The organism is Nonomuraea sp. NPDC049607, from assembly GCF_040675375.1.
Lineage (GTDB): Bacteria > Actinomycetota > Actinomycetes > Streptosporangiales > Streptosporangiaceae > Nonomuraea.
This window is the reverse complement of record NZ_JBFAOV010000035.1, coordinates 74,888-100,347: the sequence shown is the minus strand read 5'-3', so window position 1 is coordinate 100,347 and position 25,460 is coordinate 74,888. Positions and strand designations below refer to the sequence as shown.

The 25,460-nt window shown below is 72.9% G+C and carries 21 protein-coding genes; 13 read left to right on the top strand and 8 right to left on the bottom strand.

Annotated elements, in window-relative coordinates; genetic code table 11:
- Positions 1-141: 141 nt before the first annotated feature.
- Both AB0J97_RS42000 and AB0J97_RS41995 read left to right on the top strand, forming a co-directional pair.
- Positions 142-3,228 (top strand): BTAD domain-containing putative transcriptional regulator, encoded by a 3,087-nt coding sequence (locus AB0J97_RS42000; protein WP_364100046.1) that lies wholly within the window; start codon positions 142-144, stop codon positions 3,226-3,228.
- A gap of 94 nt (positions 3,229-3,322) precedes the next feature.
- Positions 3,323-4,480 (top strand): FAD-dependent monooxygenase, encoded by a 1,158-nt coding sequence (locus AB0J97_RS41995; RefSeq protein WP_364100043.1) that lies wholly within the window; start codon positions 3,323-3,325, stop codon positions 4,478-4,480.
- On the opposite strand, the gene AB0J97_RS41990 is transcribed toward AB0J97_RS41995, so the two are convergent.
- From AB0J97_RS41990 to AB0J97_RS41980, 3 genes are all read right to left on the bottom strand, one after another.
- Entirely contained in the window at positions 4,474-5,292 is an 819-nt protein-coding gene (locus AB0J97_RS41990; RefSeq protein WP_364100040.1) for an SAM-dependent methyltransferase, read from the bottom strand. The genes AB0J97_RS41995 and AB0J97_RS41990 overlap by 7 nt on opposite strands.
- Positions 5,293-5,386: 94 nt before the next feature.
- Positions 5,387-6,262, bottom strand: a complete 876-nt coding sequence (locus AB0J97_RS41985; RefSeq protein WP_357707015.1) for a hypothetical protein — start codon at positions 6,260-6,262, stop codon at positions 5,387-5,389.
- A gap of 33 nt (positions 6,263-6,295) precedes the next feature.
- Positions 6,296-7,255 carry a nitronate monooxygenase gene (locus AB0J97_RS41980; protein ID WP_357707016.1) on the bottom strand — a complete coding sequence of 320 codons (960 nt, stop codon included), beginning with the start codon at positions 7,253-7,255 and terminating at the stop codon, positions 6,296-6,298.
- Between the two features lie 198 nt (positions 7,256-7,453).
- Here AB0J97_RS41980 and AB0J97_RS41975 point away from each other — a divergent pair, with 198 nt between their 5' ends.
- On the top strand, positions 7,454-7,639 hold the full coding sequence (locus AB0J97_RS41975; RefSeq protein WP_357707017.1) for a hypothetical protein: 186 nt from the start codon (positions 7,454-7,456) through the stop codon (positions 7,637-7,639).
- Between the two features lie 13 nt (positions 7,640-7,652).
- Here the strand turns inward: AB0J97_RS41975 and AB0J97_RS41970 are convergent, their stop codons facing one another.
- Positions 7,653-8,753, bottom strand: coding sequence for a serine hydrolase domain-containing protein (locus AB0J97_RS41970; RefSeq protein ID WP_364100035.1), 1,101 nt, complete (start codon positions 8,751-8,753; stop codon positions 7,653-7,655).
- A gap of 106 nt (positions 8,754-8,859) precedes the next feature.
- On the opposite strand from AB0J97_RS41970, the gene AB0J97_RS41965 reads away from it, so the two are divergent.
- Complete coding sequence (locus tag AB0J97_RS41965; protein WP_364100032.1) at positions 8,860-9,483, top strand: TetR/AcrR family transcriptional regulator; 624 nt, start codon at positions 8,860-8,862, stop codon at positions 9,481-9,483.
- On the opposite strand, the gene AB0J97_RS41960 is transcribed toward AB0J97_RS41965, so the two are convergent.
- Together AB0J97_RS41960 and AB0J97_RS41955 are read right to left on the bottom strand one after the other, a co-directional pair.
- Positions 9,480-10,274 carry an N-acetylmuramoyl-L-alanine amidase gene (locus tag AB0J97_RS41960; RefSeq protein ID WP_364100029.1) on the bottom strand — a complete coding sequence of 265 codons (795 nt, stop codon included), beginning with the start codon at positions 10,272-10,274 and terminating at the stop codon, positions 9,480-9,482. The two genes, AB0J97_RS41965 and AB0J97_RS41960, sit on opposite strands and share 4 nt — an antisense overlap.
- Positions 10,275-10,375: 101 nt before the next feature.
- The gene (locus AB0J97_RS41955; protein ID WP_364100026.1) at positions 10,376-11,995 is read right to left on the bottom strand and encodes a carbamoyltransferase C-terminal domain-containing protein; all 1,620 of its coding nucleotides are present in this window, start codon (positions 11,993-11,995) and stop codon (positions 10,376-10,378) included.
- A gap of 251 nt (positions 11,996-12,246) precedes the next feature.
- On the opposite strand from AB0J97_RS41955, the gene AB0J97_RS41950 reads away from it, so the two are divergent.
- The 4 genes from AB0J97_RS41950 to AB0J97_RS41935 all read left to right on the top strand — a co-directional run bounded on the left by AB0J97_RS41950 (position 12,247) and on the right by AB0J97_RS41935 (position 15,835).
- Complete coding sequence (locus AB0J97_RS41950) at positions 12,247-12,717, top strand: hypothetical protein (protein WP_364100023.1); 471 nt, start codon at positions 12,247-12,249, stop codon at positions 12,715-12,717.
- A gap of 305 nt (positions 12,718-13,022) precedes the next feature.
- Positions 13,023-13,655, top strand: coding sequence for a GPP34 family phosphoprotein (locus AB0J97_RS41945; RefSeq protein WP_357707023.1), 633 nt, complete (start codon positions 13,023-13,025; stop codon positions 13,653-13,655).
- 90 nt (positions 13,656-13,745) lie between these two features.
- Entirely contained in the window at positions 13,746-15,230 is a 1,485-nt protein-coding gene (locus AB0J97_RS41940; RefSeq protein ID WP_364100020.1) for an APC family permease, read from the top strand.
- Positions 15,227-15,835 (top strand): GNAT family N-acetyltransferase, encoded by a 609-nt coding sequence (locus AB0J97_RS41935; RefSeq protein ID WP_364100017.1) that lies wholly within the window; start codon positions 15,227-15,229, stop codon positions 15,833-15,835. The genes AB0J97_RS41940 and AB0J97_RS41935 overlap by 4 nt, the downstream gene beginning before the upstream one ends.
- Here AB0J97_RS41935 and AB0J97_RS41930 read toward each other — a convergent pair.
- Entirely contained in the window at positions 15,825-17,795 is a 1,971-nt protein-coding gene (locus AB0J97_RS41930; RefSeq protein ID WP_364100014.1) for a hypothetical protein, read from the bottom strand. The two genes, AB0J97_RS41935 and AB0J97_RS41930, sit on opposite strands and share 11 nt — an antisense overlap.
- 229 nt (positions 17,796-18,024) lie before the next feature.
- Between AB0J97_RS41930 and AB0J97_RS41925 the strand changes: the two genes are divergently transcribed.
- Positions 18,025-19,155 carry an alkaline phosphatase PhoX gene (locus AB0J97_RS41925; RefSeq protein WP_364100012.1) on the top strand — a complete coding sequence of 377 codons (1,131 nt, stop codon included), beginning with the start codon at positions 18,025-18,027 and terminating at the stop codon, positions 19,153-19,155.
- Between the two features lie 111 nt (positions 19,156-19,266).
- Positions 19,267-20,124, top strand: coding sequence for an SGNH/GDSL hydrolase family protein (locus tag AB0J97_RS41920; protein WP_364100010.1), 858 nt, complete (start codon positions 19,267-19,269; stop codon positions 20,122-20,124).
- A 49-nt stretch (positions 20,125-20,173) separates the two neighbouring features.
- Here AB0J97_RS41920 and AB0J97_RS41915 read toward each other — a convergent pair whose 3' ends face one another.
- Positions 20,174-21,379: a helix-turn-helix domain-containing protein gene (locus AB0J97_RS41915; RefSeq protein ID WP_364100009.1), complete on the bottom strand. Its 1,206-nt coding sequence runs from the start codon at positions 21,377-21,379 to the stop codon at positions 20,174-20,176.
- A 185-nt stretch (positions 21,380-21,564) separates the two neighbouring features.
- Between AB0J97_RS41915 and AB0J97_RS41910 the strand changes: the two genes are divergently transcribed.
- The 3 genes from AB0J97_RS41910 to AB0J97_RS41900 all read left to right on the top strand — a co-directional run bounded on the left by AB0J97_RS41910 (position 21,565) and on the right by AB0J97_RS41900 (position 25,440).
- Positions 21,565-24,105, top strand: a complete 2,541-nt coding sequence (locus tag AB0J97_RS41910) for a glycoside hydrolase family 9 protein (protein ID WP_364100006.1) — start codon at positions 21,565-21,567, stop codon at positions 24,103-24,105.
- A 112-nt stretch (positions 24,106-24,217) separates the two neighbouring features.
- The gene (locus AB0J97_RS41905) at positions 24,218-24,541 is read left to right on the top strand and encodes a PadR family transcriptional regulator (RefSeq protein ID WP_189651648.1); all 324 of its coding nucleotides are present in this window, start codon (positions 24,218-24,220) and stop codon (positions 24,539-24,541) included.
- Positions 24,538-25,440 (top strand): hypothetical protein, encoded by a 903-nt coding sequence (locus tag AB0J97_RS41900; protein ID WP_364100003.1) that lies wholly within the window; start codon positions 24,538-24,540, stop codon positions 25,438-25,440. The genes AB0J97_RS41905 and AB0J97_RS41900 overlap by 4 nt, the downstream gene beginning before the upstream one ends.
- The last annotated feature ends 20 nt before the right edge of the window (positions 25,441-25,460 follow it).

Sequence of the window (25,460 nt, the reverse complement as noted above, 5' to 3'; positions counted from 1 at the left end):
CCTTGTTGCCGCCAGACGCTAAGCGCTTGTTGACGGCGCGAAAATACGTATGTTCATCGGTAGGCATACCGACATTTCCGTTACCGCTGGTCACATCAGTCCACGTGCGGGTAGTACGCGCGATGCTGGACAATCGAGCACGTGCAGTTCGGCATCCTGGGCCCCTTGGAGGTGCGATCGTCCGGCGGCGACGCGATCGCCGTGGGCGGTCCGCGACCGCGTGCCCTGCTCGCCCTGCTGCTGCTGGAGGCCGGCCGCACGGTCGGCGTCGACCGGCTCATCGACGCCCAGTACGGCGAGAGCCCACCGGCGGGCGCGGCCAACGCCGTACAGGCGCAGATCTCCCGGCTGCGGCGCAACCTGCCGGCCGACCTGATCGAGTTCCACGGCGCCGGCTACCGGCTGGCGGTCCCGCCCGAGGACGTCGACGCCCACCGCTTCGAGCGCCTGGCCCGCGAGGGCCGGCGGCTGCTCGCGGCGGGCCGGCACGCGGCGGCGGCGGACGCGCTCAAGGAGTGCCTGGACCTGTGGCGCGGCCCGGCGCTCGCGGACGTGCGCGAGGCCGCGTACGCGCCGGGGCAGGCCGACCGGCTGGAGGAGCTGCGCCTGGCGGCCCAGGAGGACCTGTACGAGGCCGACCTCCACCTGCCCGAGGCCGAGCCCGCGGCGGGCCTGCGCGAGCTGGTCGCCGCCCACCCCCTGCGGGAGCGCCCGCGCGCGCTGCTGATGCGCGCCCTGCACGCGGCCGGACGGCAGGCCGAGGCGCTGGCCGTCTACGACGAGGCGCGGCGGCTGCTCGCCGACGAGCTGGGGGCCGACCCGTCGCCCGAGCTGGCGGCGCTGCACCTGGCGATCCTGCGGGGCGAGCAGCGGCGGGCCCGTCCCACGCGGTCGGCGCCGCCGCCCCAGCTCACCACGTTCGTGGGCCGGGAGGAGGAGCTGGCGCGCCTGGCCGCGCTGCGCGGGGAGCGCCTGGTCACGATCACGGGCCCCGGCGGCACCGGCAAGACCCGCCTCGCCGTCGAGGCCGCCACCCGCGACCAGGGGACGCAGACGTGCTTCGCGGACCTGTCGCCCGCCGGCGGCGAAGGGCAGGTGCCGCTGCTGGTGCTGAACGCGCTCGGGTTGCGCGAGTCGGCGCTCGGCCCGAGCGTCCCCGGCCTGGCCGACCCCGCCGAACGCCTGGTCGCCGCCCTGGCCGAGCAGGACCTGCTGCTCATCCTGGACAACTGCGAGCACGTCGTCGCCGAGGCCGCCACGCTGGCCCGCCGCCTCCTGGGCGGCTGCCCCGGCGTGCGCGTCCTGGCGACCAGCAGGGAGCCGCTGGGCATCACCGGCGAGCACCTGGTCCCGCTCCCGCCGCTCGGCACCCCGCCGCCGGGCGTCCCGGCCGGGGACGCGCTCGCCTACCCGGCGGTCAGGCTGTTCGCCGACCGCGCCGCCGCCGTACGACCGGGGCTGGAGCTCGACCTCGGCGCGACGCTGCGCATCTGCGCCGCGCTGGACGGCCTGCCGCTGGCCATCGAGCTGGCCGCGGCGCGAGTGCGCACGTTCCCCGTGGAGGAGATCGCCGCGCGGCTGGCCGAGCACGGCCGGTTCCGGCTGCTCTCGCGCGGCGACCGCACGGCCGCCGCCCGGCACCGGACGCTGCACGCCGTCGTCGAGTGGAGCTGGGACCTGCTGGACGCCGAGGAGCAGGTGCTGGCCCGGCGGTTCTCGGTGTTCTCCGGCGGCGCCCGGTTGGAGGCGGTCGAGCGGGTGTGCGGCGAGGACAGCGCCGTGCTCCTGGCCGACCTGGTGGACAAGTCGCTCGTCGAGACCGCCGGCGACCGCTACCGCATGCTGGACACCATCCGGCTGTTCTGCGCCGAACGGCTGGCCGAGGCCGGCGAGGAGGAAGGGCTGCGCGCCGCGCACGCCGCCTGGCACCTGGAGCACGCCCAGCGCGCCGAACCCCACCTCTACCGGGCCGAGCAGCTCGAATGGCTGGCCGTGCTCAGGGCCGACGACGCCGACCTGCGGGCCGCGCTGCGCTGGGGCGTCGAGCACGACCCGCCGCTCGCGCTGCGGCTCATCGCCGCCCTGGCCATGTACTGGTGGCTGAGCGGGCGCCGCGGCCAGGCCGTCCAGCCGGCCAGGAGGCTGCTCGACGCGATCGGCCACGAGCCGCCCGCGGACCTGGCCGACGAGTACGTGCTCGCCGTCCTGCACGCCGCCCTCGACGCCGGGTCACCGCACTGGACGCGGGCCCGCGCGATCATGTCGGAGACCGGCCGGCCGATGCGGCACCGGTTCGCCGCCGCGCTGTGGGGCATGACCGCGGGCCCGCCCGAGGCCGGCGCGGACGGTCCGCGGCGGCGCGGGCTCGGCGAGGACCCGTGGAGCGTGGCGCTCGGCCGGCTCAGCGAGGCGCTGCTCACGCTGCTGAACGGCGGGGTCGTGGCGGCCGAACGGGAGCTGGAGGCCGTGCTGGAGGCGTTCGGCGGGCTGGGCGAGCGCTGGGGCAAGGCGCAGGGGCTCGACTGGCTGGCACTGGTCGCGGGCTGGCGCGGCGAATGGGCGCGGGCCATGGAGCTGTGGGAGGAGGCGGTCCGGCTGCTCGACGAGCTCGGGGCGCTGGACGAGCTGGCCGACGTGCTGTGCCGGCGGGCCGGCGCCCGGCTGCGCGCGGACGGCCCGGCGGCGGCCAGGGCCGACTACCTGCGGGCCCGCGACATCGCCCGCGAGGTGGGCCGTCCGGAGCTGACGGTGACCGTGCACGTGGGGCTGGCCGACCTGGCCAGGATCGAGGGGAACCTCGGCGAGGCCGCCGAACGGCTGCGGGACGCGCTGGCCGCCGCCGGTCAGGGCGGCCCGACGGCCGGCGGCACCGGGTCGCAGGTGTCCACGGCGCTGGGCCGGCTGGCCCAGGCCAGAGGCGAGACGGTCGAGGCCGTGGCCCGGCACCGTGAGGCGGTGGCCGCCGCCCGGCGCTCACCGATCGGCAGCGACCTCGCCGACGCCGCCGAGGGCCTGGCCGGGGCCGTCCTGCCCGACGCGCCCGAGCGGGCCGCGCTGCTGCTCGGCGTCGGCGTGGCGCTGCGCGGCATGGCGGTGACCGGCGACCCCGACGTGGCCGCCACGGCCGCCGCCGCCACGGCCGCGCTCGGCCCGGAGCACTTCGCCGCCCTCTACGCCCGCGGCGCCGCGATGACCAGGGAAGAGGCCCTGTCCACGGCCCTGCTCTGAGGCGGCACTTCCCCTGACAGTCCGCGCGGCCCGGGACGGCGGTTGTCAGCCGGTCGTCGCCGGGCTGTCAGCGCTCCCGGCGAGGCTTGCCGACATGAGAGACCAGCTGAAGAACACCAACGTCCTCGTCTCCGGCGCCAGCATCGGCGGCCCCGCGCTCGCCCACCTGCTCGCCCGCCGCGGCTGCAACGTCACCGTCGTGGAGAGGGCGCCGGCCCTGCGCGAGGGCGGCCAGGCCGTGGACTTCAAGGGCGAGACCCACCACACCGTAATGACCCGCATGGGCATCCTGGACGACGTGCGCCGCCTCCAGACCGGCGGCACCGACCAGCACCTCGTGGACGCCTCCGGCCGCACACTCGCGGTCATGCCCGGCGAGTTCACCGGCGGCGACATCGAGATCCGTCGCGGCGACCTGGCCCGCCTGCTGTACGAGCGCACCGCCTCCTCCTGCGAGTACGTCTTCGGCGACTCCATCACCTCGCTCACCGAGACCCCGGGCGGCGTGCACGTCACCTTCGAGCGTTCGGCCCCCCGCACGTTCGACCTGGTCGTGGGCGCGGACGGCATCCACTCCAACGTCCGCAGGCTCGCCTTCGGCCCGGAGTCCGGCTACGTGGACTTCCTCGGCCACTACTACGCCCTGGTGGAGCTGGACGCCGACTTCGGCCCCCACGGCCAGATGTACAACGAGCCCGGCAGGATGGTCGCGGTCGGCGGGCCGAAGGCGCCGGCGTTCTTCGTCTTCGCCTCCGAGCGGCTCGACTACGACCGCTACGACGTCGAGCAGCAGAAGGCGATCCTGGAGCGGGCCTACGCCGGCATGGGCTGGCGCACCCCGCAGGTCCTCGACGCGGTCCGCGGCGCCAAGGAGGTCTACCTCGACTCGATCAGCAGGGTGAACATCGACCGGTACGTCAACGGCCGGGTGGCGCTGCTGGGCGACGCGGCGTACGGCAACACGCTGGGCGGGTTCGGCAGCGGGCTGGCGCTGGTGGGGGCGTACGTGCTGGCCGAGGAGCTGGCCGCGGCGGGCGGCGACCACCGCGCGGCCTTCGCCGAGTACGAGCGCCAGATGCGCCGCTACTCCAAGGTCACGAGGAGCGGGAACAACGCGGGCACGTTCCTGGCGCCCGGCACCCCCGCCGGGATCCGCATGCGGAACTGGACCTTCAAGTTCGGCTTCCTGCTCGGCCTGATGATGAAGGTGACCGACAAGTTCGCCACCAACATCGCGCTGAAGGACTACTGAACGGGCACCCGGCCCACGCCGGCGTCGAGCCGGAGCCGGGGCGTGCCGTCCACCAGCGGGAGGTGGCCGTCGTCGGCGAGCCGCCAATCCTGGACGGGCACCAGGCCGGGCCCGATCAGCTCGAACCCGTCGAACAGCCGCAGCACTTCGCCGTGGCTGCGGAACACGCCCTGGGCGGGCGAGCCGGACGTGGCCAGGTGGAGCTGGGCGATGGCCTCGGGAGAGCTCTCGGCCATCGCGTGGGAGAGCACCAGATGGCTGCCGGGAGCCATGGGCTTCCTGAAGGCGGCCACGATGCCGGACGGGTCCTCGGCGTCCATGACGTAGTGCAGCACGCCGACCATCAGCACGCATACCGGCTGGTCGAAGTCGATCAGGCCGGTCACGTGCGGGTCGGCCAGGACGTCGGCCGGTCTGCGCAGGTCGGCCTGGATGCCGGCGACGCCCGGCTGGTCGGCGAGCAGCACCTGGGCGTGCAGGCGCACCATCGGATCGTGGTCCACGTAGATCACCCGGCAGGCCGGGCTCACCTCGCGGACGGCCTCGTGGATGCTGGGCGAGGTGGGGATGCCGGTGCCGAGGTCGATGAACTGGCGCACGCCCTGCCGGGCCACGTGGCGCACGGCCTCGATCTGGAAGCGGCGGTTGGCCCTGGCGACGGCGCGGGCGTCGGGCGCGACGGCCAGCAGCCTCTCGGCCACCGCGCGGTCAATGGCGACGTTGTCCTTGCCGCCGAGCAAATAGTCGTACACCCGGGCGGAGCTCGGTACGGTCGGGTCGACTCCGGGGGGAACGCGTTCCAGCTCAGACACGGCGGCTCATTTCCTCGCCTACCAATGTTCGACGGCCATACTACTCGGTAACTTCCGCCCCGGGCGGGAAGTTCCCGACATACCGGAACACGTTCTACTTCGCCGCGTAGCCGCAGGAGCGGGGGTCGTCGAGCTCGGGGTCCAGCTCGATCCGGCTCAGCACCGTCGCGTCGATCGGGCGGCGGATCGTGCCGGCCGTGGCGCAGTCGTAGAACACGTACGCGCCGGAGTCCTGGCCGAGCACCAGCCAGCGTTCCCCCTTCGACAGGAGCCTGCCGCCGTCGTCGCGGACCTCGGCCCACTGGTTGGAGAAGCCGGTGAGCTGGAGCACGAGGTTGGCCTCGCCGCGGTCGTGCACCGCCTCGGCCCCCTGCGTCATCCAGCCCACGAGCACGAAGCCCAGGCCCACCCCCACCAGCGCGCCCGTCAGCACCCGCATCGCGGCCCGTCCCGTGGGCCTGGCCCGCAGCAGCCGGTACGGCACCAGCAGGCAGAACAGCCCGACCACCACGACCGTGATCAGCACCGGCGTGCCGGTGACATCCAGGATGCCGAGCATCCCCCAGTACGCCACCCCCGACAGCGCCGCGCCGACCCCGGCGGCCAGCCACGGCTGCTCCCGTGCCCGGTCGAGGGCGCGTCCGGCCGCGCCGCGGGTGATCCGGTCGAGCAGCCACCAGACGCCCACGACCAGGCCGAGCAGCGGCAGCAGGGTCAGGAAGAGCAGCACCAGCGTCGCCACCAGATGGCCGAAGATGCTCGCCTGGGTGAGCCCGGCCTGCTCCGGGGTGATGCCGAAGGTGTCATAGACGCTCTCGAAGCCCAGGTAGAGCAGGGCGTACACGGCGACGGCGATCGGCACGACGACCGTACCGATCTTCTCCATCACCTCCAGCACGCTGCCCCTGGCGGGCGCGGTCTCCGGAGGCACGGTCCCGGAACGCGTCGCGGGCAACGTCTGATTCGTCATGGCACAAGAGGATGCATCAGGCCGGGACCGGCGTCATCCGTCAGGCGTGGCGAAGCGGCGCAGCAGCGTGGCCGCCTCGGCGAACCCGGCCACCACATCGGCGGCCGTACGCTGCTCGCGCACCATCCCGACGGCCTGGCCCGCGTAGACGCAGGCGGTGTCGAAGTCGCCGTCGCGGCGGGCGGCGGCGATCCGCGCCGCGGCCTCCTCGTCGGCCGCCAGCTCCTCCTCGTGGCCGGCCCAGCGGTCGAAGAAGGCGTTGCGCAGGGCCCGGCCGCCGTACTCCACCGGCCAGTCCAGACGCTGGGCCACGTCGAAGACGCGGCCGTAGACGGTGTCGGTCTCGGCCGCGGCCAGCACGCGGGCCGCCGCCGTCCCGGACAGGGTGGTCTCCGCGCAGCCCATGAACGCCGTGCCGGCCCACGCCCCCTCGGCCCCCGCCGCCAGCACGGCGGCCAGCCCGCGCGCGGTGGCGATGCCGCCGGCCGCCAGCACCGGGATGCGGACGGCGTCCAGCACGCTCTGGAGCAGCGGCAGCGTGCCCACGTCGGCGCGGCCGTGCCCGCCCGCCTCGGCCCCGCGCGCGACGACCGCGTCCACGCCGGCCTGCTCGGCGGCGCGGGCCTCGTCGGTGGTGCCCGCCTGGGTGACGACCGTGATGCCGGCCTGCCGCAGCTCCTCCACGTACCGCTCGTACGGCCCGAAGCTCACGGAGACGAGCCGGGGCCGGGCCGCGAGCACGGCCTCGAACTGGGCCGGGTTGCCGGGCAGCGCCCAGGCCATGAGCCCGATCCCGTACGGCCGCCCGCTCCCGGCGGCGACGGCGGCCTCGGCCTCGATCCAGGAGGCGGGCGCGGAGGAGGCGACCCCGATCACGCCGAGCGCGCCGGCCGCGGACACGGCGGCGGCCAGCCGGCCCGCCCCCACTCCGGCCATGGGCGCGCCCACCAGGGGCACCGTCAGCCCGAACCGCTCGGTCAACCACGTACGCACGCCGGTCCCCCTCCTCTGGCCCCTGCCGTTGCCAGTCTCGCAGCACGTCTTCCGGAGGCTGGCGGGAGGGGGACAACGCAGGATCCGTACGAAAGTAGAGCCGGATGACCGATGCGCCGGAGGCGGAGGCTGTGCATCCTGGTGGGGACGGGTCCGGCGCGCGTGGCCTGTTGTGAACCCGAGAGGAGTCGCCAGCACATGGAAAGCGCTGCAACCCGCCCTACCGTGGTCCTGGACAACGGTGTCGTCGGCCGGATCATGCTGGCCCACCGGTCGAGGCGCGATCTCGTGCTCGTGATGGGCATGGACGGCACCCTGCTGAGCTGCGACCTCGACGGCATCGCCTGCGTGGTCGGCGGCCGCCCCCTGTGCCGCGACGGCTGATCCCCCGCTACGGTCAGGAGCGGGCCACCAGGGCGGCCAGTTCGCCGACGGCGGTGAAGTCGTTGGTGAGGCGGTTCTTGGTGAGGGCGACGGCGGTGCCGGTCGCGGTGTCGGCCCACGCGTAGCTGCCGCCCGCCCCGCCGATGCCGAAGGCCGTCGCACCCTGCTCCGGCGAGCCGCCGGGAAGCCCGATGGTGAACCCCAGACCCCACGTCGAGGGCATGCCGAAGACCTCGTCCGGGCCGCTGTAGGCCACCGCCGTCGCCTCGCGCAGCCGCTCCGGCGAGATCAGCCGGACGCCGTCCACCTCGCCCAGCAGGGCGGCGTACATGCGCGCGACGGCCCTGGCCGAGGTCTTGCCGCCGGCCGGGATGTCGGCGGTCAGGTAGTCGGGCCTGCTGCCGAGGGCGGCGTTCGGCATCAGCTCCATCGGCCCGGCCTTGAACATCGGCATGTCGGCCGGCATGTCCCCGAACGCCGACGGGTCCATCGGCACGTCCTCCAGCCGGGCCAGGCGGTGCTGCTCCTCCGGCGGCATCCCGAAGTAGAGCTCGCGGGCCACGCCCAGCGGGCCGGAGACCTCTTCCAGCAGCACCTGCGAGATGCGCTTGCCGGTGGTCCTGCGGACGATCTCGCCGACGAGGAAGCCGAAGGTGTAGGCGTGGTAGCCCATCTTCGTGCCGGGCTCCCACCACAGCTCGGCGTTCTCCAGGGCGGCGACCATCTTGTCCCAGTCGCAGACGTCCTCGGGGGTCGTGTCGAGCGGCACGCCGGGCACGCCGGCCGTGTGGGTCAGCACGTGGCGGACGGTCACGCCCTCCTTGCCGTGCCTGGCGAACTCGGGCCACAGGTCGGCGACCGGGGTGTCGTAGTCGTACAGGCCGCGCTCGGCCAGGATGTGGGCGACGGCCGAGGTGGCGCCCTTGCCGATGGAGAAGTTGTAGAACGGGGTGCCGGAGGTGACCGGCCGGCCGGTCTCGGGATCGGCCACGCCCGCCACCACGTCGACGACCTGCGTGCCGTCCCGGTAGACGGCCACCTGCAACCCGCGCTCGACGCCCGACTCGACCAGCTTGTCGGCGGTCTCCTGCACCTGCTGCTGAAGATCGGTCATGAGGTCGTCACTCCTGTGGGTTTCGGGAACTAGACGGTACAGTACTCAGATCAGTACGGAACTGTCCAGTACTGTGGGAACACATGATCGAAAGATTGGTGGGTCAGTGCCGGAAGAGGACGGGCGGACCGCCCGCAAACGCAGGCAGATCCTGGACGCGGCGCACGCCGTGTTCCTGCGCAACGGCTACGTGGGCGCCAGCATGGACGAGGTCGCCTCGATCGCCGCGGTCTCGAAACAGACGGTCTACAAGCACTTCAGCGACAAGGAACAGCTCTTCGCCACGATCGTCCTCGACACCGCGAACCAGATCCAGGGCCTGGCCGAGCTGATCGCGCAGTCGCTGGAGGGCAACCAGGACCTGGAGAAGGGGCTGCGCGAGCTGGCCCACGAGTTCCTCGACGCGATCATGCAGCCCGACGTGCTGCGGCTGCGGCGGCTCATCATCGCCGAGGCCGACCGGTTCCCCGACCTCGGCCGCACCTGGTACCGGCAGGGCTTCGAACGGTCGCTGGAGGCGATGGCCACCGCCTTCGGACGCCTGGCCGGGCACGGACTGCGTCCCGTGGACGATCCGCGGCTCGCCGCCGAGCACTTCGTCGGCCTGCTGCTGTGGATCCCGGTGAACAGGGTGATGTTCTCCGGGGCCGGCGACCACCACACCGAGGCCGAGCTCGACCGGCTCGCCGACGCCGCGGTGGAGGTGTTCCTGCGCGCCTACGGCGCCTAACCGGCCAGGAACTGCTTGAGCCCGGCGGCCAGCGCGCCGGCCATCTCCTCCCGGAACTCGCCGTCGGACATCTTGGCGGCGTCGCCCGGGTTGGCCATGTTGCCGCACTCGATGAACACCGCCGGGCGGGTGGACAGGTTGAGCCCGCCCAGGTCGGTGCGGGTCTGCAGGCCCTGCTCGCCGACGTAGGTGGCGTACGGGATGCCGGTGCCGTCGCGGAAGGCGTTCCGGACGGCCACGCCGAGCTTCCTGGACGGCTGGATGATCGCGTCGTTGTGGCCGGGCACCAGGCCCGGCATGATCACGTGGAAGCCGCGGCCGGCCGGCGGCGCGCCGTCGGCGTGGATCGACAGAACGGCGTCCGCCCGCGCCTTGTTGCCGATGGCCGCCCGCTCGTTGATGCAGGGGCCTACGCCGGTGTCGTCCGGTCGGGTCAGCACCACCTTGGCGCCCATGTCTTCGAGGCGCGGCTTCAGGCGGCGGGCGACGTCCCAGGTGAAGGCGTGCTCGGGGTAGCCGGCGGCGGTCTGGGTGCCGGTGGTGTTGCAGGGTTTGCGCCCGGTGATGATGTCGACCGGGCGGTTGATCTCCTTGGGGTGGGAGGCGTTGCCGCCGTTGTGTCCCGGATCGAGCACGACGGTCTTCCCGGCCAGCGCGTTCCGCGTCCCCTGCGACGGCGAGGCGGAGGTCACGACCACCCCCTGGGTGGTGCGTACGGGTCCGCCGCCGCAGGCCGCCGACAGCCCGGCCAGGGCGATCAGCACCACGGGGACGGCTGGGTGAACGCGCATGCGTCCGACCGTAACTCCGGCCGGCCCGTCGACCCCGTCACCCACTCTGACCTGCGGCAACCATGACCTCGATTTGGGTTTCACCGGCATGGACGCCCAAGCTAGTCGCGATCCCAGGTCACGCCGGGGATCGGCGGCTCCTCGCGCTTGCGGATCAGGTAGGGCGGCATGACCAGGGCGTGCAGGTTCGTCGAGAGCAGGGTGTCGATCGACTGCTCGGGCGTCTCGGTCAGCGGGTCGCCGGGGCCGTTGAGCGAGGTGTTGATCAGCACCGGGGAGCCCGTGGCCTCGTGCCACCTGGTCAGCAGGGCGTGCAGGAACGGCGTGGCCGACTCCTCCACGGTCTGGAGCCTGGCCGTGCCGTCCACGTGCGTCACGCCGGGCAGGCTCGCGCGGTGCTCGGGGCGCACGTCGGCGGAGTACTGCATGAACGGGGCCGGGCGGTCGACGCCGAACAGGCGCCCGGCGTGCTCGGCCAGCACGAGCGGGGCCAGCGGGCGGAACCATTCGCGGCCCTTGATCTCGAAGTTGACGTAGTCCTGCATGTCCGGTCTGGCCGGGTCGGCGATGATGCTGCGGTTGCCGAGGGCGCGCGGGCCCGACTCGCTGCGGCCCTGGTGCAGGCCCACGACGCGGCCGCTCTCCAGCAGCGACACCATCGCGCCGACCAGGTCGTCCGGCTGCTCGGCCACCAGGCCGTCCGGCAGGCTGCGTACGGCGGCGGTGATCTCGCTCTCGTCCGGGTCGGGGCCGAGGAAGTCGTCGGTCCAGCGGAAGCGGCTCTCGACGCCGAGGCATTCGACGAGGCCGTACAGGGCGCAGCCCACGGCGGTGCCGCCGGCGTGCGGGCTCGGCGGGATGAACACCTCGCGGAACGGCGACTCGCGCACGATCCGGCCGTTGGCCGCGCAGTTGAGCGCGACGCCGCCGGCGAAGGCCAGGCTGTCCAGGCCGGTCTGCCCGTGCAACCAGGCGACCACCTGGGCGAGGGCGTTCTCGAAGACCCGCTGGCCGGCCGCGGCCAGGTCCGCCGCGCGGGAGAAGCGCTCGCCGCCGGGCTCGTAGACGTAGGCGTCGTGCTGGCCGAACGTCTCGATCCACTCCTCGGGGATGAACACCTCGTGGCCGCGTACGTCGAGGTCGGGCAGGCCGTACACGTACGCGTCGCCGAAGGGGGCCAGGCCCGTCACCTTGCCTTCGTGGCCCTCGCCCTCGGGCCACAGCAGCTTGGTCAGCAGCGCGTAGAAGCAGCCGAGGCCGGCCGGTCGCGTCCAGTCACCGTCCCAGAGCTGCTTGGCCAGGCACTCGATCTCGCCGCCGCGCTCGCAGCGGTAGAACGAGGCCACCTCCAGCATGTCGTCGCGGGTGCCCTTCGGCAGCGGGACCGCCTCGGTGAAGTCCCTGACCCGGCTGCCGTGCGCGTCGATCACCAGGCCCGCCGCCCGGTCGAACGGCGAGGGCGGGAACGCGCTGTAGAGGTGGCTGAGATGGTGGGAGACCAGGACGACCCGGGCGTCCTCCTTGAGGTTCAGCGTCTCGCGCAGCTCCTCCTCGTAGGCGTCCTTGTGCTCGATCTCGGTGTCGGAGGAGTATCCCTCGACGACGAGGTCAACGGGCTCCTTGAGCAGCGGCATCTCGGGAAGGTACAGGTCCGGCAGGTCGCCGAGACGGCCCCAGTGATGCCTGCGCCGGCTGATGCGCTCCTTCTGCAGGCTGTACATGCCCGACTCGCCCACAGCGACAGCAACAGAACCATCCTGAGCGCGATTTATGCCGACAACGATGGGAACGTCCGCCATCTCTGATGCCTCCTGGGCTGTGATCACCGGCACCAGTACCCGAGCTTCGGACAAGACCATCCCTCAACCGCGTAACGGACACGTCAGCCCGGACCCGCCCGCGAATCCGGCAGAACTTGTGGGCCGAGTGCGCAGTCAAACCCTGCATGACGACGAAGCACACAATCGCGGCCGTGACCCTCGCGGCGGGCGTCGCGCTGGCCGGGATCTCCTCGCCCGCGCTCGCCGCCCCGACCTTCGGCCCGCTCGGATACGGCGGGGTCACGCTGGGCATGACCGCAAAGGCCGCCCAGGCCACCGGGAAGATCGTCCACAAGCCCGCCCTCGACTCCGACAGCTGCTCCGGCTGGGACCTCAAGGCCCAGCGGACGGGCCGCGACGCGGTCGGCCTGTTCATCTCCAAGAAGCGGGGCGTGGCGATCATCTTCGCGCCGAAGGGCGTCAAGACGCCGCAGGGCATCGGCATCGGCTCGACGGACGCCCAGCTCAAGCGCGCGTACGCCAAGAAGCTGCGGACGGCCGAGAGCGGCTTCCCGTACGTCGCCGTGCCGGGCAACCCGAAGGCCCACTACTACTTCCTGCTCTCCAAGGGCAAGATCTACGAGATGGGCCTGGCCCTGGACAAGCAGGACTGCGCGAACTGAGCGACGACCGTCCCACAGGCGGACGAAGGGCCCGGCCGAAACCCTGGAGTGTGATCCACGTCACTCACCCTGGCCGGGCGGGGGCGGACACGGTCCGGTCGCGGCAGCCCGCCCATCAGGCGATCATCGGCTATAGGGCCCCCGAACGGACGGCACCGGCTTCTCCGTGAAGCCGGTGCTCTTTTATTTCCCGATAAATAGGGTCTAGCCCGGAGATGTGGTTCTTGGTAGAAATTGCCGCTGGCGGCTACACGCTGCTCCCTGAACCGGTCATCCACCAATTCCTATAGTGAGCGGGCCGATTTTTGCTTGCCGATGATTTCTTCTTCGTCTGCTGGGACGCGACGGGCTCGGGCAAGCCTCGGCTCCATGTCGCCGGCGTGGCGCTCGGCCTGGCCGGGGCGCTGCTCGCGGAGCTGGTGCTGGAGCAGCGGATCACCGTCGAGGGCGTCCGGCTGCGGGTGGTCGACCAGCGCCGGGTCCCGGACGAGCTGGCCGGAAAGGTGCTGACCGAAATAGGCAATTCCCCTCAGCACACCGATGTGCGAACCTGGTTGGCCTACCTCGCACAACGCTCGGTCACCGAAGTCACCGCCCGCCTGATGGGTAACGGTCTGCTCGAACGCGAATCCCCGAGGCTGCTCAAACGTAAACAATTCCGCTATTTCTCGCACGACTTCAACCGGGCCATGTGGCCCGCCGCGCGGCTGCGGCTGGCGCTGGTGAAGTGGCAGCCGCTGACCCCGCACGACATGGCGCTGGCGGCGCTGGCCGAGGCGTGCGACCTGACCGACGTCGTCGTCGAGGACCCGGCCGACCGGCGCGGCGCCCACCAGTACCTGACCACGGTGCTGGCCGCGATGCCGCAGCCGCTGAGCGACCTGGGCCGCCAGGTGAGCGCCGCCGTCGGCGACGCCGTCCTGACCTACCGGACGTGACCCCGGACCGCCCGCCCTGACCCCGCCTCACGGAACTCCCAGACCGCTGTCCTGACCGCACCGCACCTGACCCCCCCAGAAAGGAACGCGATGCCCTCCGCGAGATCCGGCGCCGCGCCCGACCCGATCGCCGGCGCCCTGGCCGCCGACCGGCTCGGCGCGCCCTCGGTCGTCTATTTCGTCCTGTCGGCCGCCGCGCCGCTCACCGTCGTCGCCGGTGTGATCACCACCGGGTACGCCGTCACCGGGATCACCGGGCTGCCGATCGCGTTCCTGGTCGTGGGCGTGGTGCTGGCGGTGTTCGCGGTCGGGTACGTGGCGATGGCCCGCCACATGGCCAACGCCGGCGCGTTCTACACCTACATCAGCCGTGGGCTGGGCCGTCCGGCGGGCATCGCGGCGGCCTGGGTGGCGCTCATCGCCTACAACGCGTTGCAGGTGGGCCTGTACGGCGCCTTCGGCGCGGCGGCCACCCCGCTGCTCGAACGGTGGTTCGGCGGCGCGCCGCCCTGGTGGGCGATCTCGCTGGTGGCCTGGGCGCTGGTGGGCGTCCTGGGCCTGATGCGGGTGGACGTCAACGGGCGGCTGCTGGCCGTCCTGCTCACCGCCGAGGTGGCGGTCATCCTGCTGTTCGACCTGGCGGACCTGGTGAACCCGGCGCCGTCCGGGTTCTCGGCCGAGACGTTGTCGCCCGCGGCGCTGTTCGTGCCGGGGGTGGGGGCGCTGCTGGTCATCGCGACGCTCGGGTTCGTCGGGTTCGAGTCCTCGGTGGTGTTCTCGGAGGAGAGCCGGGATCCGCGGCGTACCGTGCCGCTGGCCACGTACTCGTCGGTGGCGATCATCGCGGGGCTGTACGCGCTGTCGTCGTGGGCGATGACGGTCGCCACGGGACCGGCGGCCATCGTGGACGCCGCGCGCCGCGACCAGGCCGAGACGATCTTCATCATCGCGAACCAGCACCTCGGCGGCGCGGTCGTGGACGTCGCCCGGGTGCTCTTCGTCACCAGCGTGTTCGCCGCCATGATCTCCTTCCACAACACCACCGCCCGGTACTTCTTCGCGCTCGGACGCGAGCGGGTGCTGCCCGCCTTCTTCGGCCGCACCCGGCCGCGCAGCGGCGCGCCGCGGTCGGGCTCGATCGCGCAGACCGTGCTCGGGCTGGTCGTCATCGTCGTCTACGCGGTCCTCGGGCTCGACCCGCTGGTGCAGCTCTTCTTCTACGGCGGCTCGTTCGGCGGGTTCGGGGTGCTGCTGCTGGTGTTCGTCACCTCGATCGCGATCGTCGTGTTCTTCGCCCGGCAGCCGAGCGGGGAGAGCCTCGCGCGGCGCTTCGCGGCCCCCGTGCCCGCCGCGCTGGCGCTGGCCGTGATGGTGTGGCTGGCGCTGGACAACTTCTCGACGCTGCTCGGGGTGCCCGAGGGCGATCCGCTCGCCTGGATCCTGCCGGTCGTGTACGCGCTGGCGGCCCTGCTCGGCGTGGGCTGGGCGCTGGTCCTGCGTACGGGACAGCCGAGCGTGTACTCGCTGGTGGGCATGGGCGCCAAGGCCGCCGCCACGCCGGAGGCCGTCCGATGACGCGCTCCCAGGAGGTGGCGGCGCACGACGTCCGCCGGGCGACGGCCGCGGACGCCGGGACGGTCGCGGAGCTGGTGGCGACGGCGTTCGCGCGGCTGCCCGCGGTGTCGTACCTGGTGCCGGAGCCGGCCGGACGGCACGAGATCATGGTGGCGGACTTCCTGATCCTCGTCTCGCACGCCATCGAGCACGGCGAGGTCGACCTCCTCGACGAGGGCCGGGCGGTCGCGGTGTGGGTGCCACACACCGCCGACGCGCAGCCGCCCGAGCCGCCCGACTACGACCGCCGCCTGGCCGCCGCCACCGGGAAGTGGGCCGACCGGTTCCGGACCCTGGACGAGCTGTTCGAACGGCACCACCCGGAGCCGCCGTACCACCACCTGGCGTTCCTGGCCGTGCACCCCGACCACCAGGGCCGGGGCCTCGGGTCGGCGCTGCTCCGCCGCCACCACGCCCTGCTGGACGGCGCGCCCGCCTACCTGGAGGCCAGCAGCGCCCGCAGCCGCGACCTGTACGCCCGGCACGGCTACCAGGCCGAGGAGCCGTTCGCGCTGCCCGACGGCACCCTGTTCTGGCCCATGTGGCGGCCCGGCGTCACTGGGTGAGACAGGGGCCGTCGCAGACGTCGGCGACCACGCCGGTCTTGAGGAACACCGACTTCTGAAGCTGGGCGGCGGGGGTCCTGCGCGGCTTCTCGTGCGGGTCCTCGCCCTGCGTGGGCGGGGTGTTGGTGAGCGGTGGCGCGGGGGCGCCGCCGTCCCACATCACCAGGGCCGAGCCGGCGTGGGCCCGGCCGCGGATCGCGGGGATGCCCCAGAACGGCACGGCGTCCGGGCTGCGTCCCGGCGCGAGGGCCGGGGTCAGCAGCCGGGCGCCGACGGTACGGGCCTCGACCTCGGCGGTGACCGTGGCCACCTGGTGGTCGCCGAAGGCCACGTGCATGAGCACCCGGTGCCGCGGCGTCCCCGGGTAGGGGCGGTCGGTCAGGTGGGCGGCGTAGCCGTCGGCCTCGCCGCGGTCCCACAACATCTGCATGAGGGCCAGGATGAGCTGCTGGTCCAGCTTGTCGGGGTAGGCCCGGTCGAGGGCGGCCTGGAAGGGCGCGGCGTCGGCGCTGCGGTTGAACAGGGTGCTGTAGTTCATGCCGGTCACGCCGAGCACGCCGCGCTCGATGTCCTTCGACAGCGCGACCAGCGCGCCGCCCAGGATGCCGCCCTGGCTGTTGCCGTCGTACACCAGGCCCGCGCGCAGGTCGATCAGCGGGCGGCCGCGGTCGGTGCGGAAGGCGGGGTGGGCGGCGAAGCCGTCCGGGCTGGTCATGGCGCGGCCCAGGAACATGAAGTCGAGGAACCCTTGGAGGGTCCGGTCGGGGACCGTGCCGAACCTGGAGATGTCGGTGAAAACGGTGACGACGTGCGGGATGTCCTCGTCGGCCATGCCGATCCACTTGGTGGCGCAGAAGAGGAACCCGTGTTCCTGCGCCATGGTCCTCACGTTCGCCGCCCCCACCTCGGAGTGCCTGCCGAGCAGGCCGTGGCCGTACAGGGAGGGCCGGGCGGGGCGGTCGAAGGCGACGCGGGGGATCTCGCAGCGGAAGGGCGCCACCTGCTCGTTGCCGGGCAGTCGGGCCGGCAGGCCGTCGGGGCCGCGGTTGAGCGCCGAACCGGGCGGGCCGCCCGGCCGGTCGAGGTAGCTCGGCACGCGGAAGGTGCCCTCGACCCGGCGGGCGATCTGGGCGTCCTGCTCGGGGGTGAGGTCGGTGACCGAGGTGACCTCGAAGGCGGGCGCGCGGCCGCGCAGCGTGCGCAGGGCGTCGTCGCGCATGGCCAGCGCCGGGCCGGCCAGGCTGCGCGCGCTGGCGACGGTGAAGTCCCAGGCCAGATAGAGGCTGCCGGTCCTGACGCCGGCGCGGCGCAGCGCGGACAGGGCGGGCTGGAGGCGGCGCTGCCGCTCGTACAGGTCGTGGCCGGGCGGCAGGGGCGGGCCGGCGACCGCGGCGAAGGCGGGGTTCGGCGGGATCGGGCCGTCGGCGGCGTCGCGCAGGTCGCGAAGGGCGACCGCGTACCGGTGGCCCTCGCGCAGGTTGCGGGCCGGGCGGACGATCAGGGCCTGACGGTCGGCGGGCGCGTTCGCGTCGAGCTCGGCCCAGTACGGCCACCGCTCCCCCGTCACGGTGTCCAGGAGCACGACGGGCGCGTCCCGGTCCAGCGACCTGCCGATGTCGGTGATCGGCGCGATCCCCGTCCTGGCCGGGTCCAGCCCCGGCACCCTGGCCAGCAGCATCGAGCCCGGCGAGAAGCCGTCGTTCCTGTTCCACTCGGCGGGCGCGATCGGCACGCCCGCGGCCGAGACCGGCGTGGACCCGGCCGCGAAGGCCACCCTGCGGCCCGTGTCGGTGGCCCGGTCGGCGACGGTGAACCAGTCGTTCGGGAACGGCAGCAGGCAGGCCGCCGGGTCGATCGGGTCGCAGCCGGACGGGTCGGAGGCCGCCGAGGCCGGTGACGCCGGTGACGCCGGAAGCGCCACGGAGACCAGGGCGAGGGCGATGAGGAGACGGGGAAGCACGCGCACGGGCACCTCGGGAGCTGATCGAGGCCGGGGGTTCGGGCCATGGTGGATCGCGCCGGGGCCGCCGTCAATGGATTCGCGGAATGCCGTTCAGATTTGTGAGGCGTCACAGATTTGACCGTCCGGATTTACTGCCCTGTCCAGTTCACAGAAGGACGGGCAGGGCTCATCGTCATGTCTGCGAATCCAACCGACATCAGCCGACGCGAGACGACGTGGAGACAGGATGCGCCGCCGTACCTTCATCAGGACCGTCTCCGCGGCGGTCGCGTTCTCCGGGGCGATGTGGCACGACGCCGTGGCCTGCGCGGCGGGTGCGGGCGTGAGCCCGTACGGGCCGCTCGGCGCCCCGGACGCCAACGGCATGGCGCTGCCCGCCGGATTCACCAGCCGGGTGGTGGCCAGGTCGGGCCGGGTCGTCGGCGGCACGCTGTGGCACCCCGCTCCTGACGGCGGCGCGTGCTTCGCCGACGGCTCCGGCTGGATCTACGTGTCCAACTCCGAGGTGCCGCTCGTGGGCGGGACCTCGGCGATCAGGTTCAGGGCCGACGGCTCGATCGACCGGGCGTACCGCATCCTGAGCGGCACGAACCTCAACTGCGCGGGCGGCGCGACCCCGTGGGGCACCTGGCTGTCCTGCGAGGAGATCTTCCGCGGCAAGGTCTACGAGACCGACCCGTACGGCAACCGCTCCGCCCAGCAGCGCCCCGCGATGGGCAAGTTCAAGCACGAGGCCGCCGCCTGCGACCCCGACCACAAGGTCGTCTACCTGACCGAGGACGAGGGCGACGGCTGCTTCTACCGCTTCACCCCGAACACCTGGGGCGACCTGTCCAGCGGCCGGCTCGACGTGCTGTGCGGGCTCGGCGGCGACAGCGTCGAGTGGCGGCCGGTGCCCGACGCGACACCCGGCGTCTTCGACACGCAGACCAGGAACCAGGTCTCCGCGGCCCGCCGCTTCAGCGGCGGCGAGGGCTGCCACTACGCCGCCGGGATCTGCTACTTCACCGCCAAGGGCGACCGCAAGGTCTGGGCCTACGACACCGCCGGGCAGACGGTCACCGCGATCTACGAGGGCGGCGGCACCCTCGACGGCGTCGACAACATCACCGGCCGCCCGTCCGGCGACCTGTACGTGGCCGAGGACGGCGGCAACATGGAGATCAACATCATCACGCCCGACCGCGTGGTCGCCCCCGTCATGCGCCTCGACGGCCAGGCCAAGTCGGAGATCACCGGCCCCGCGTTCTCCCCCGACGGCACCCGGCTCTACTTCTCCTCCCAGCGCGGCACCAGCGGCGAGACCGCCGGCATCGGGGGGATCACGTACGAGGTGACCGGGCCCTTCCGCCGCTGACCAGCACGGCTTCCCCCGCCGGAACCACCGAACCGGCACGACTTCCACCCCCCGCCGGAGCCGCCGGACCAGTGCGGCCTCCACACCCCCACCCCGCCGAAGGAGTCCTCAATGGTCCGACGGTTGCTCGTCCTGCTCTCCGCGACCGCCCTGGCGCTCGGCGTCGCGCCGCCCGCACACGCCGCCCAGGGCGAGGTGTACGTGGCGCTCGGCGACTCCGCCGCGTCGGGTCCCCTGGTGCCCAACCAGGTCGTTCCCGACCTCGGCTGCTGGCGTTCCGACCGCAACTACGCCCACCTGACCGCCCAGGCCATCGGCGCCGCCACCTTCAGGGACGTCACCTGCTCCGGCGCCAAGACCCGTGACATGTACAACTCCCAGGGCACCGACCTGGGCAGCGTCGCACCCCAGCTCGACGCGCTCAGCGCGGACACCACCCTGGTCACGGTGCAGATCGGCGCCAACGACGTCGGCCTGACCGGCTTCATCGAGGACTGCCTGAACCTGCTGCCCCCGCCCGTCGGCGACGCCTGCAACGACGACTACATCGTCGACGGCCAGGACTCCTGGCGGGTCAAGACCGACGCGCTGCGGCCCAAGCTGACCACGCTGGTGAACGACATCCGCGCCCGCTCCCCGCGCGCCCGGATCTTCATGGTCGGCTACGCCACCTACGCGCCGCCGAACGGCTGCTACCCGACCGTCCCGATCATCAAGGCCGACGCCAACTACATCCGCGCGACGCTCCAGTACTTCAACCGGATGCTGGCCGAGCAGGCCGCCGCCGCGGGGGCGGCGTTCGTCGACCTCCAGACGCCGAGCGTGGGCCACGACCCGTGCAAGGCACCGGGCGTGCGCTGGATCGAGCCGTACGTGCCCGCCTCGCCGGCCGCCCCCTTCCACCCCAACGGTCTCGGGATGCGGAACTTCGCCACCGTGGTGACCGCCGCGGTGTCCGGGACGCTCTGAGCCGCCGATCGCGCGACGGGAGCCGTCCCTGCCGGGGGACGGCTCCCGTTCACTTGCCGTGCTGGCGCCTGGCGGCCAGCGCCGCGCCGATGCGTTGCAGGTGGGCCGGGTCCACGGGGTCGAGGCCGGTCAGGCTGACGGCCCTGCGCAGGCGGTAGTCGACCGTGTTGGGGTGCACGTGCAGCAGCTCGGCCGTATGGCGGCGGTCGAGGCCGGTGTCCAGGTAGACCGTGAGCGTCCTGAGCAGGTCGGGGTTGTCGAGCAGCGGGTCGAGCAGGCCGGCGAGCACGGCGGTGGCCCGGCTCGGCCGGGTGAGCTGGTACTCCAGCAGGACGTCGGCCAGCCGGTAGGCGCCCGGCGGCTGCTCGAAGACCCGCACCACGTCCAGGACCTCCTCGGCCAGCTTGACGGCCTCCGGCACCCCGTCGGGCGGGGCGATCTCGGCCGCCGCCCACACCGGCACGCCGGCCGCCTTGGCCATCCCGGCGGCCGTCTCGCCGACCTCGTACCAGTCGGGGTCATCGCCCGTGATCGGCACGAACACCAGGCCGCCCGTCGTGTCCAGCACCGACAGCACCGGCTCGCCCGCGGCCCGCTGGAGCGCCGTCCTGATCCGGTGCAGCTTGCGGCGGCCCGCGATCGACCCGCCCGGCTCGTCGCTCTCCTCGTCGGGATGCCGGTCCACCGCGAGCGCCAGCACCAGGTAGCGCGGGGCCAGCCGCACCCCGGCCAGCGCCGCCCGGTCGCCGCCGAGCAGCGCGGACACGGCGGCGTGCAGCGCGTGCTGCTCGTGGCTGAGCATGCCCTCGCGCTCCTCCAGGTACGCGGTGCACACGGCGGCCGTCACCGACTCGGTGTAGAGCAGGATGAGACGGTTGGCCGCCAGGACGTCCTCGAAGTCGGCGGGCGTGGCCTTGGCGAACAGGTGCTCCCACACCTTGCGCGCGCCCAGGTGGTAGGCGGCCAGCAGGGCCTCCAGCGGCACGCCCTCCTGGGCGCGGCGGGCCGCCGACGAGCGCAGCGGGGCCAGCTCGGCCCTGGTGGGCGGGCGGCGGTCGCGGAACATGCGGGCGATCAGCCGCAGGTTGTGCTCGGTGATGACGGTGATCTCGCCGTCGAGCTCCTCCTTCGGCAGCCGCCGGTAGAGGGGGATCTCCTCGGCGAAGCCGCGTACGAGCTGCCTGGCCAGCTTGGCGGTCTGGCGTTCGAGCAACTCGTGCGCGGCGCACCCGGCCAGGGTGAGGGCAGGGACCACGTTCCGAACCCTCCCAGAACATGAGCCGTCAGTGAAGGGCGGCCGACAGGCTCGGTCCGGGCCGGGGCGTGAAAGTTTCAGCGTCTTCCAGCGCCGATGGCGGGCACCCGTTGACGGGGCAGCGGTGGGCAAGGAGGATCGGGGTCGCTCCATTGGGAGCGCTCCCAATCCCCCGAAGGACCTCCATGACCCGATGCCGGGCCGCGTTACTGGCCCTCCTCACCGTGGCGGCCATCATGGTCGCCCTGTCCCCCGCCGCGCCCGCCCGCGCCGCCGACGAGGGACCCGAGCAGATCGTGAACGGCACCTTCGACGCCGGCACCGCCCCCTGGTGGAGCACCGGCAACACCACCCTGTCCGTGGACGGCGGCAGGCTGTGCGCCGACATCCCCGGCGGCACCGCCAACCCCTGGGACGTCATCATCGGCCAGGACGGCGTCCCGCTGGTCGCCGGCGACACCTACGCCTACCGGTTCACGGCGTCCGCCACCCCCGCCAAGGTCGGCAAGGCCCTGATCCAGCTCCCCGTGGACCCGTGGACGCAGTACCTGTCGGCCGCCCCGGCACTGGACGTCCCGGGCGACGGCTACTCCTACACCTTCACCGCCCCGGTCTCGCTGCCGAACGCCCAGGTGGCGTTCCAGCTGGGCGGCAGCGCCGAGCCCTGGAGGTTCTGCATGGACGACGTGTCGCTGAAGGGCGGCGCCGAACCCGAGGTCTACGAGCCGGACACCGGCCCGCGCGTCCGGGTGAACATGGTCGGCTACCTCCCGTCGGGCCCCAAGAAGGCCACCCTGGTCACCGAGGCCACCACGCCCCTGGACTGGGAGCTGCGCGACGCGGCCCGGAAGCGGGTGGCCAACGGCCGTACCAGCCCCAAGGGCGTGGACGCGAGCTCCGGGCAGAACGTGCACACCATCGACTTCGGCGCCTACGCCAAACCCGGCGAGGGCTACACGCTGACCGCCGACGGCGAGACGAGCAGGCCGTTCGACATCGGCGCGAGCGTGTACGACTCCCTGCCCACGGACGCGCTGAAGTTCTACTACACCCAGCGCAGCGGCATCGAGATCCTCGACAGCCTGCGTCCCGGCTACGGGCGTCCGGCCGGTCACGCGGGCGCGTCCCCGAACCAGGGCGACACGGACGTCCCCTGCCGGCCTGGCGTCTGCGACTACACCCTGAACGTCAAGGGCGGCTGGTACGACGCCGGCGACCACGGCAAGTACGTGGTCAACGGCGGCATCTCGGTCCACCAGCTCATGTCGGCCTATGAGCGCGACCGGGCCGCCTTCACCGACGGCCAGCTCCGCATCCCCGAGAGCGGCAACGGCGTGCCCGACGTGCTGGACGAGGCCCGCTGGGAGCAGGAGTTCATCCTGAGCATGCAGGTGCCGGACGGCAAGCCGTACGCGGGGATGGCCCACCACAAGGTGCACGACCAGAACTGGACCGGCCTGCCGCTGCTGCCGCACCTCGACCCGCAGAAGCGCGAGCTGCACCCGCCGTCCACGGCCGCGACGCTCAACCTGGCCGCGACGGCGGCGCAGGCGGCCCGGCTGTTCGCGCCCTACGACGCGGCGTTCGCGGCCAGGAACCTCAAGGCGGCGCGCAGGGCGTGGGCGGCGGCGAAGGCCAATCCGACCAGGTACGCCACCCCCGACGACGGCGTGGGCGGCGGCGCCTACGACGACGCCGACGTGAGCGACGAGTTCTACTGGGCGGCGGCCGAGCTGTACCTCACCACGGGCGAGAAGGAGTTCGCGGACTTCGTGCTGGCCTCGCCGCACCACACCGGCGACATCTGGCGCGAGCGCGGCTTCGACTGGGGCAACACCGCCCAGCTCGGCCGCCTCGACCTGGCGACCGTGCCCAACGCGCTGCCGGGCCGGGACAAGGTGCGGCAGTCGGTGGTCGCGGGGGCGGACAAGTACCTGGCGGTCCAGCGGGCACACCCGTACGGGCTGCCGTACGCGCCGGCGGACTTCGACTGGGGCTCCAACAACCTGGTGCTCAACAACCTGGTCGTCCTGGCCACCGCCTACGACCTGACCGGCCAGGAGAAGTACCGGGCCGCCGTACGGGAGGGCATGGACTACCTGCTCGGCCGCAACGCGCTCAACCGCTCGTACGTCACCGGCTACGGCGAGGTCTCCGCCCAGAACCAGCACAGCCGCTGGTACGCCTACCAGCTCGACCACTCGCTGCCCCACCCGCCGCGGGGCTCGCTGGCCGGCGGCCCCAACTCCGCGATCCAGGACCCGGTCGCCCAGCGGCTGCTGCGCGGCTGCAAGCCGCAGTTCTGCTACATCGACGACATCGAGTCCTGGTCCACCAACGAGCTGACCATCAACTGGAACTCGCCGCTGGCGTGGGTGTCGGCGTTCCTTGCGGACAAGGGCGAGCAGTCGGCCTGCCGGGTCCGCTACTCGGCGCACGGCTCGTGGCCCGGCGGCTTCACCAGCCAGATCGTGATCGAGAACACCGGCAGGGAGAGCGTGGACGGCTGGACCCTGAGCTGGTCGTTCCCCGGCGGCCAGCGGATCAGGCAGGGCTGGGAGGCGGAGTTCGCCCAGTCCGGCGCTGTGGTGACGGCCACGAGCCTCGGCCACAACGACCGGATCAGGCCCGGCAGGTCCGTGACGTTCGGCTTCGTCGGCACGCACGACTCGGGGCCGAACCCCGCCCCCGAGGTCTTCCGCCTCAACGGCGACCGCTGCCGGTGAGGCGCGGCGCGGGCGGCCCGCACGTCGCGGTGAGACGCGACGCGGGCGGTCCTTCCGGTCCGGTGGCCGTCCGCGTTGCCCACACTTCGTTGAACGGAATAATGTCTCCCCCATGCCCAGGGGAACCTCAGAAGTCAGCGAGCCGATGTACTTCGTGCTCGCCGCGCTGCGTGCCGGCCCGCTGCACGGCCACGCGATCAGCAAGTCGGTCAAGGAGCTGTCCGGCGGCCGGGTCCAGCCCTCCGTCGGCACGCTCTACGGCATCCTGGAACGCCTGAACGAGCGCGGCGTCATCACCGTCGACCGCGAGGAGACGGTCAACGGGCGCAACCGGCGCTACTTCCGCATCACCGACGAGGGTCAGGCGCTGGTGGAGGCCGAGGCCAGACGGATGCAGGCGGCCGCCTCCCTCGTCCTGCGGCCGTCGGCCGGATGACGGCCCTCGGGTCGGCGCCGGCCGCGACCCCGCTCGAACGGCGCTACCGCAAGCTCATGCTCGCCTACCCCAGGCCCTACCGCGCGGCCCACGGCGACGAGCTGCTCGACGTGCTCCTCGAATCGGCCGCCCCGGGACGCCGGATCCCGGTGCCGCGCGAGGCGTGGGGGCTGCTCACGGGCGGCGTGCGCAGCCGGATCGTCCACCTGGCGAGCGGCAGCCCCTGGCGGGACGGCGTGCACCTCGCCGTCACCGCCCTCGCGGCGGCGAACCTGGCCGCGCTGCTGCCCTACGCCGGCACGCTGCCGTTGTGGACGCTGCTGTCGGCGCTCACGCTGCTGGCGACCGTACGGGGATGGCTGCGTACGGCGGCCGTGCTGACGCTCCTCACCGGGGCCAAGGCGGTGGCGCTGGCCGGCGGGTGGCAGCCGTTCGACGCGACCCTGTTGCCGGTCTATCCGACGTTCCTGCAGGACCGGCCGCTGTTCATGGACAGCGACCCCTACCTGGTCGCGGGCGGTTACGCGGTGGCGCTGGCCGGGCTGCTCGTGCTGCGGCGGGCGCCGCGCAGGAGGTCGTGGTGGTGGTGGGCGGCGGTCGTGGCGGCGGCGTGGGCGGGGCCCGAGTGGATGGAGGGCGGCGGCACGTTCCCGATCAGCCTGAGCAGGATGGCCGTGGAGGTGCTGGCGTTTGGGCTGGCGGCGGGGAGCGCCTACCTGGCCCGCGACCATCGCTGGACGCTCGCGGCGGGGATCTACATGACGATGGCGTCCGGCGGGCTGGCGCTGCACTCCGATGTGCTGACCAGGCAACACCTGGCCTACTGGGGGGTGCTCGTGCTGTTGCTCGTGGGGGCCGCGTTCGCACCCTTCCGCCAGCGGCGGCACTGCCTGGATTGACCATGCTTCGTTAAACGGAG

Bases quoted from the DNA above. Each gene is read 5' to 3' on its own strand.
- AB0J97_RS41960 (WP_364100029.1), bottom strand. From the start codon at position 10,274: ATGCGCGTTCACCCAGCCGTCCCCGTGGTGCTGATCGCCCTGGCCGGG.
- AB0J97_RS41900 (WP_364100003.1), top strand. From the start codon at position 24,538: ATGACGGCCCTCGGGTCGGCGCCGGCCGCGACCCCGCTCGAACGGCGC.
- AB0J97_RS41925 (WP_364100012.1), top strand. From the start codon at position 18,025: ATGCGCCGCCGTACCTTCATCAGGACCGTCTCCGCGGCGGTCGCGTTC.
- AB0J97_RS41955 (WP_364100026.1), bottom strand. From the start codon at position 11,995: ATGTACAGCCTGCAGAAGGAGCGCATCAGCCGGCGCAGGCATCACTGG.
- AB0J97_RS41920 (WP_364100010.1), top strand. From the start codon at position 19,267: ATGGTCCGACGGTTGCTCGTCCTGCTCTCCGCGACCGCCCTGGCGCTC.
- AB0J97_RS41995 (WP_364100043.1), top strand. From the start codon at position 3,323: ATGAGAGACCAGCTGAAGAACACCAACGTCCTCGTCTCCGGCGCCAGC.
- AB0J97_RS41970 (WP_364100035.1), bottom strand. From the start codon at position 8,753: ATGACCGATCTTCAGCAGCAGGTGCAGGAGACCGCCGACAAGCTGGTC.
- AB0J97_RS41985 (WP_357707015.1), bottom strand. From the start codon at position 6,262: ATGACGAATCAGACGTTGCCCGCGACGCGTTCCGGGACCGTGCCTCCG.
- AB0J97_RS41935 (WP_364100017.1), top strand. From the start codon at position 15,227: ATGACGCGCTCCCAGGAGGTGGCGGCGCACGACGTCCGCCGGGCGACG.
- AB0J97_RS41905 (WP_189651648.1), top strand. From the start codon at position 24,218: ATGCCCAGGGGAACCTCAGAAGTCAGCGAGCCGATGTACTTCGTGCTC.
- AB0J97_RS41940 (WP_364100020.1), top strand. From the start codon at position 13,746: ATGCCCTCCGCGAGATCCGGCGCCGCGCCCGACCCGATCGCCGGCGCC.
- AB0J97_RS41910 (WP_364100006.1), top strand. From the start codon at position 21,565: ATGACCCGATGCCGGGCCGCGTTACTGGCCCTCCTCACCGTGGCGGCC.
- AB0J97_RS41975 (WP_357707017.1), top strand. From the start codon at position 7,454: ATGGAAAGCGCTGCAACCCGCCCTACCGTGGTCCTGGACAACGGTGTC.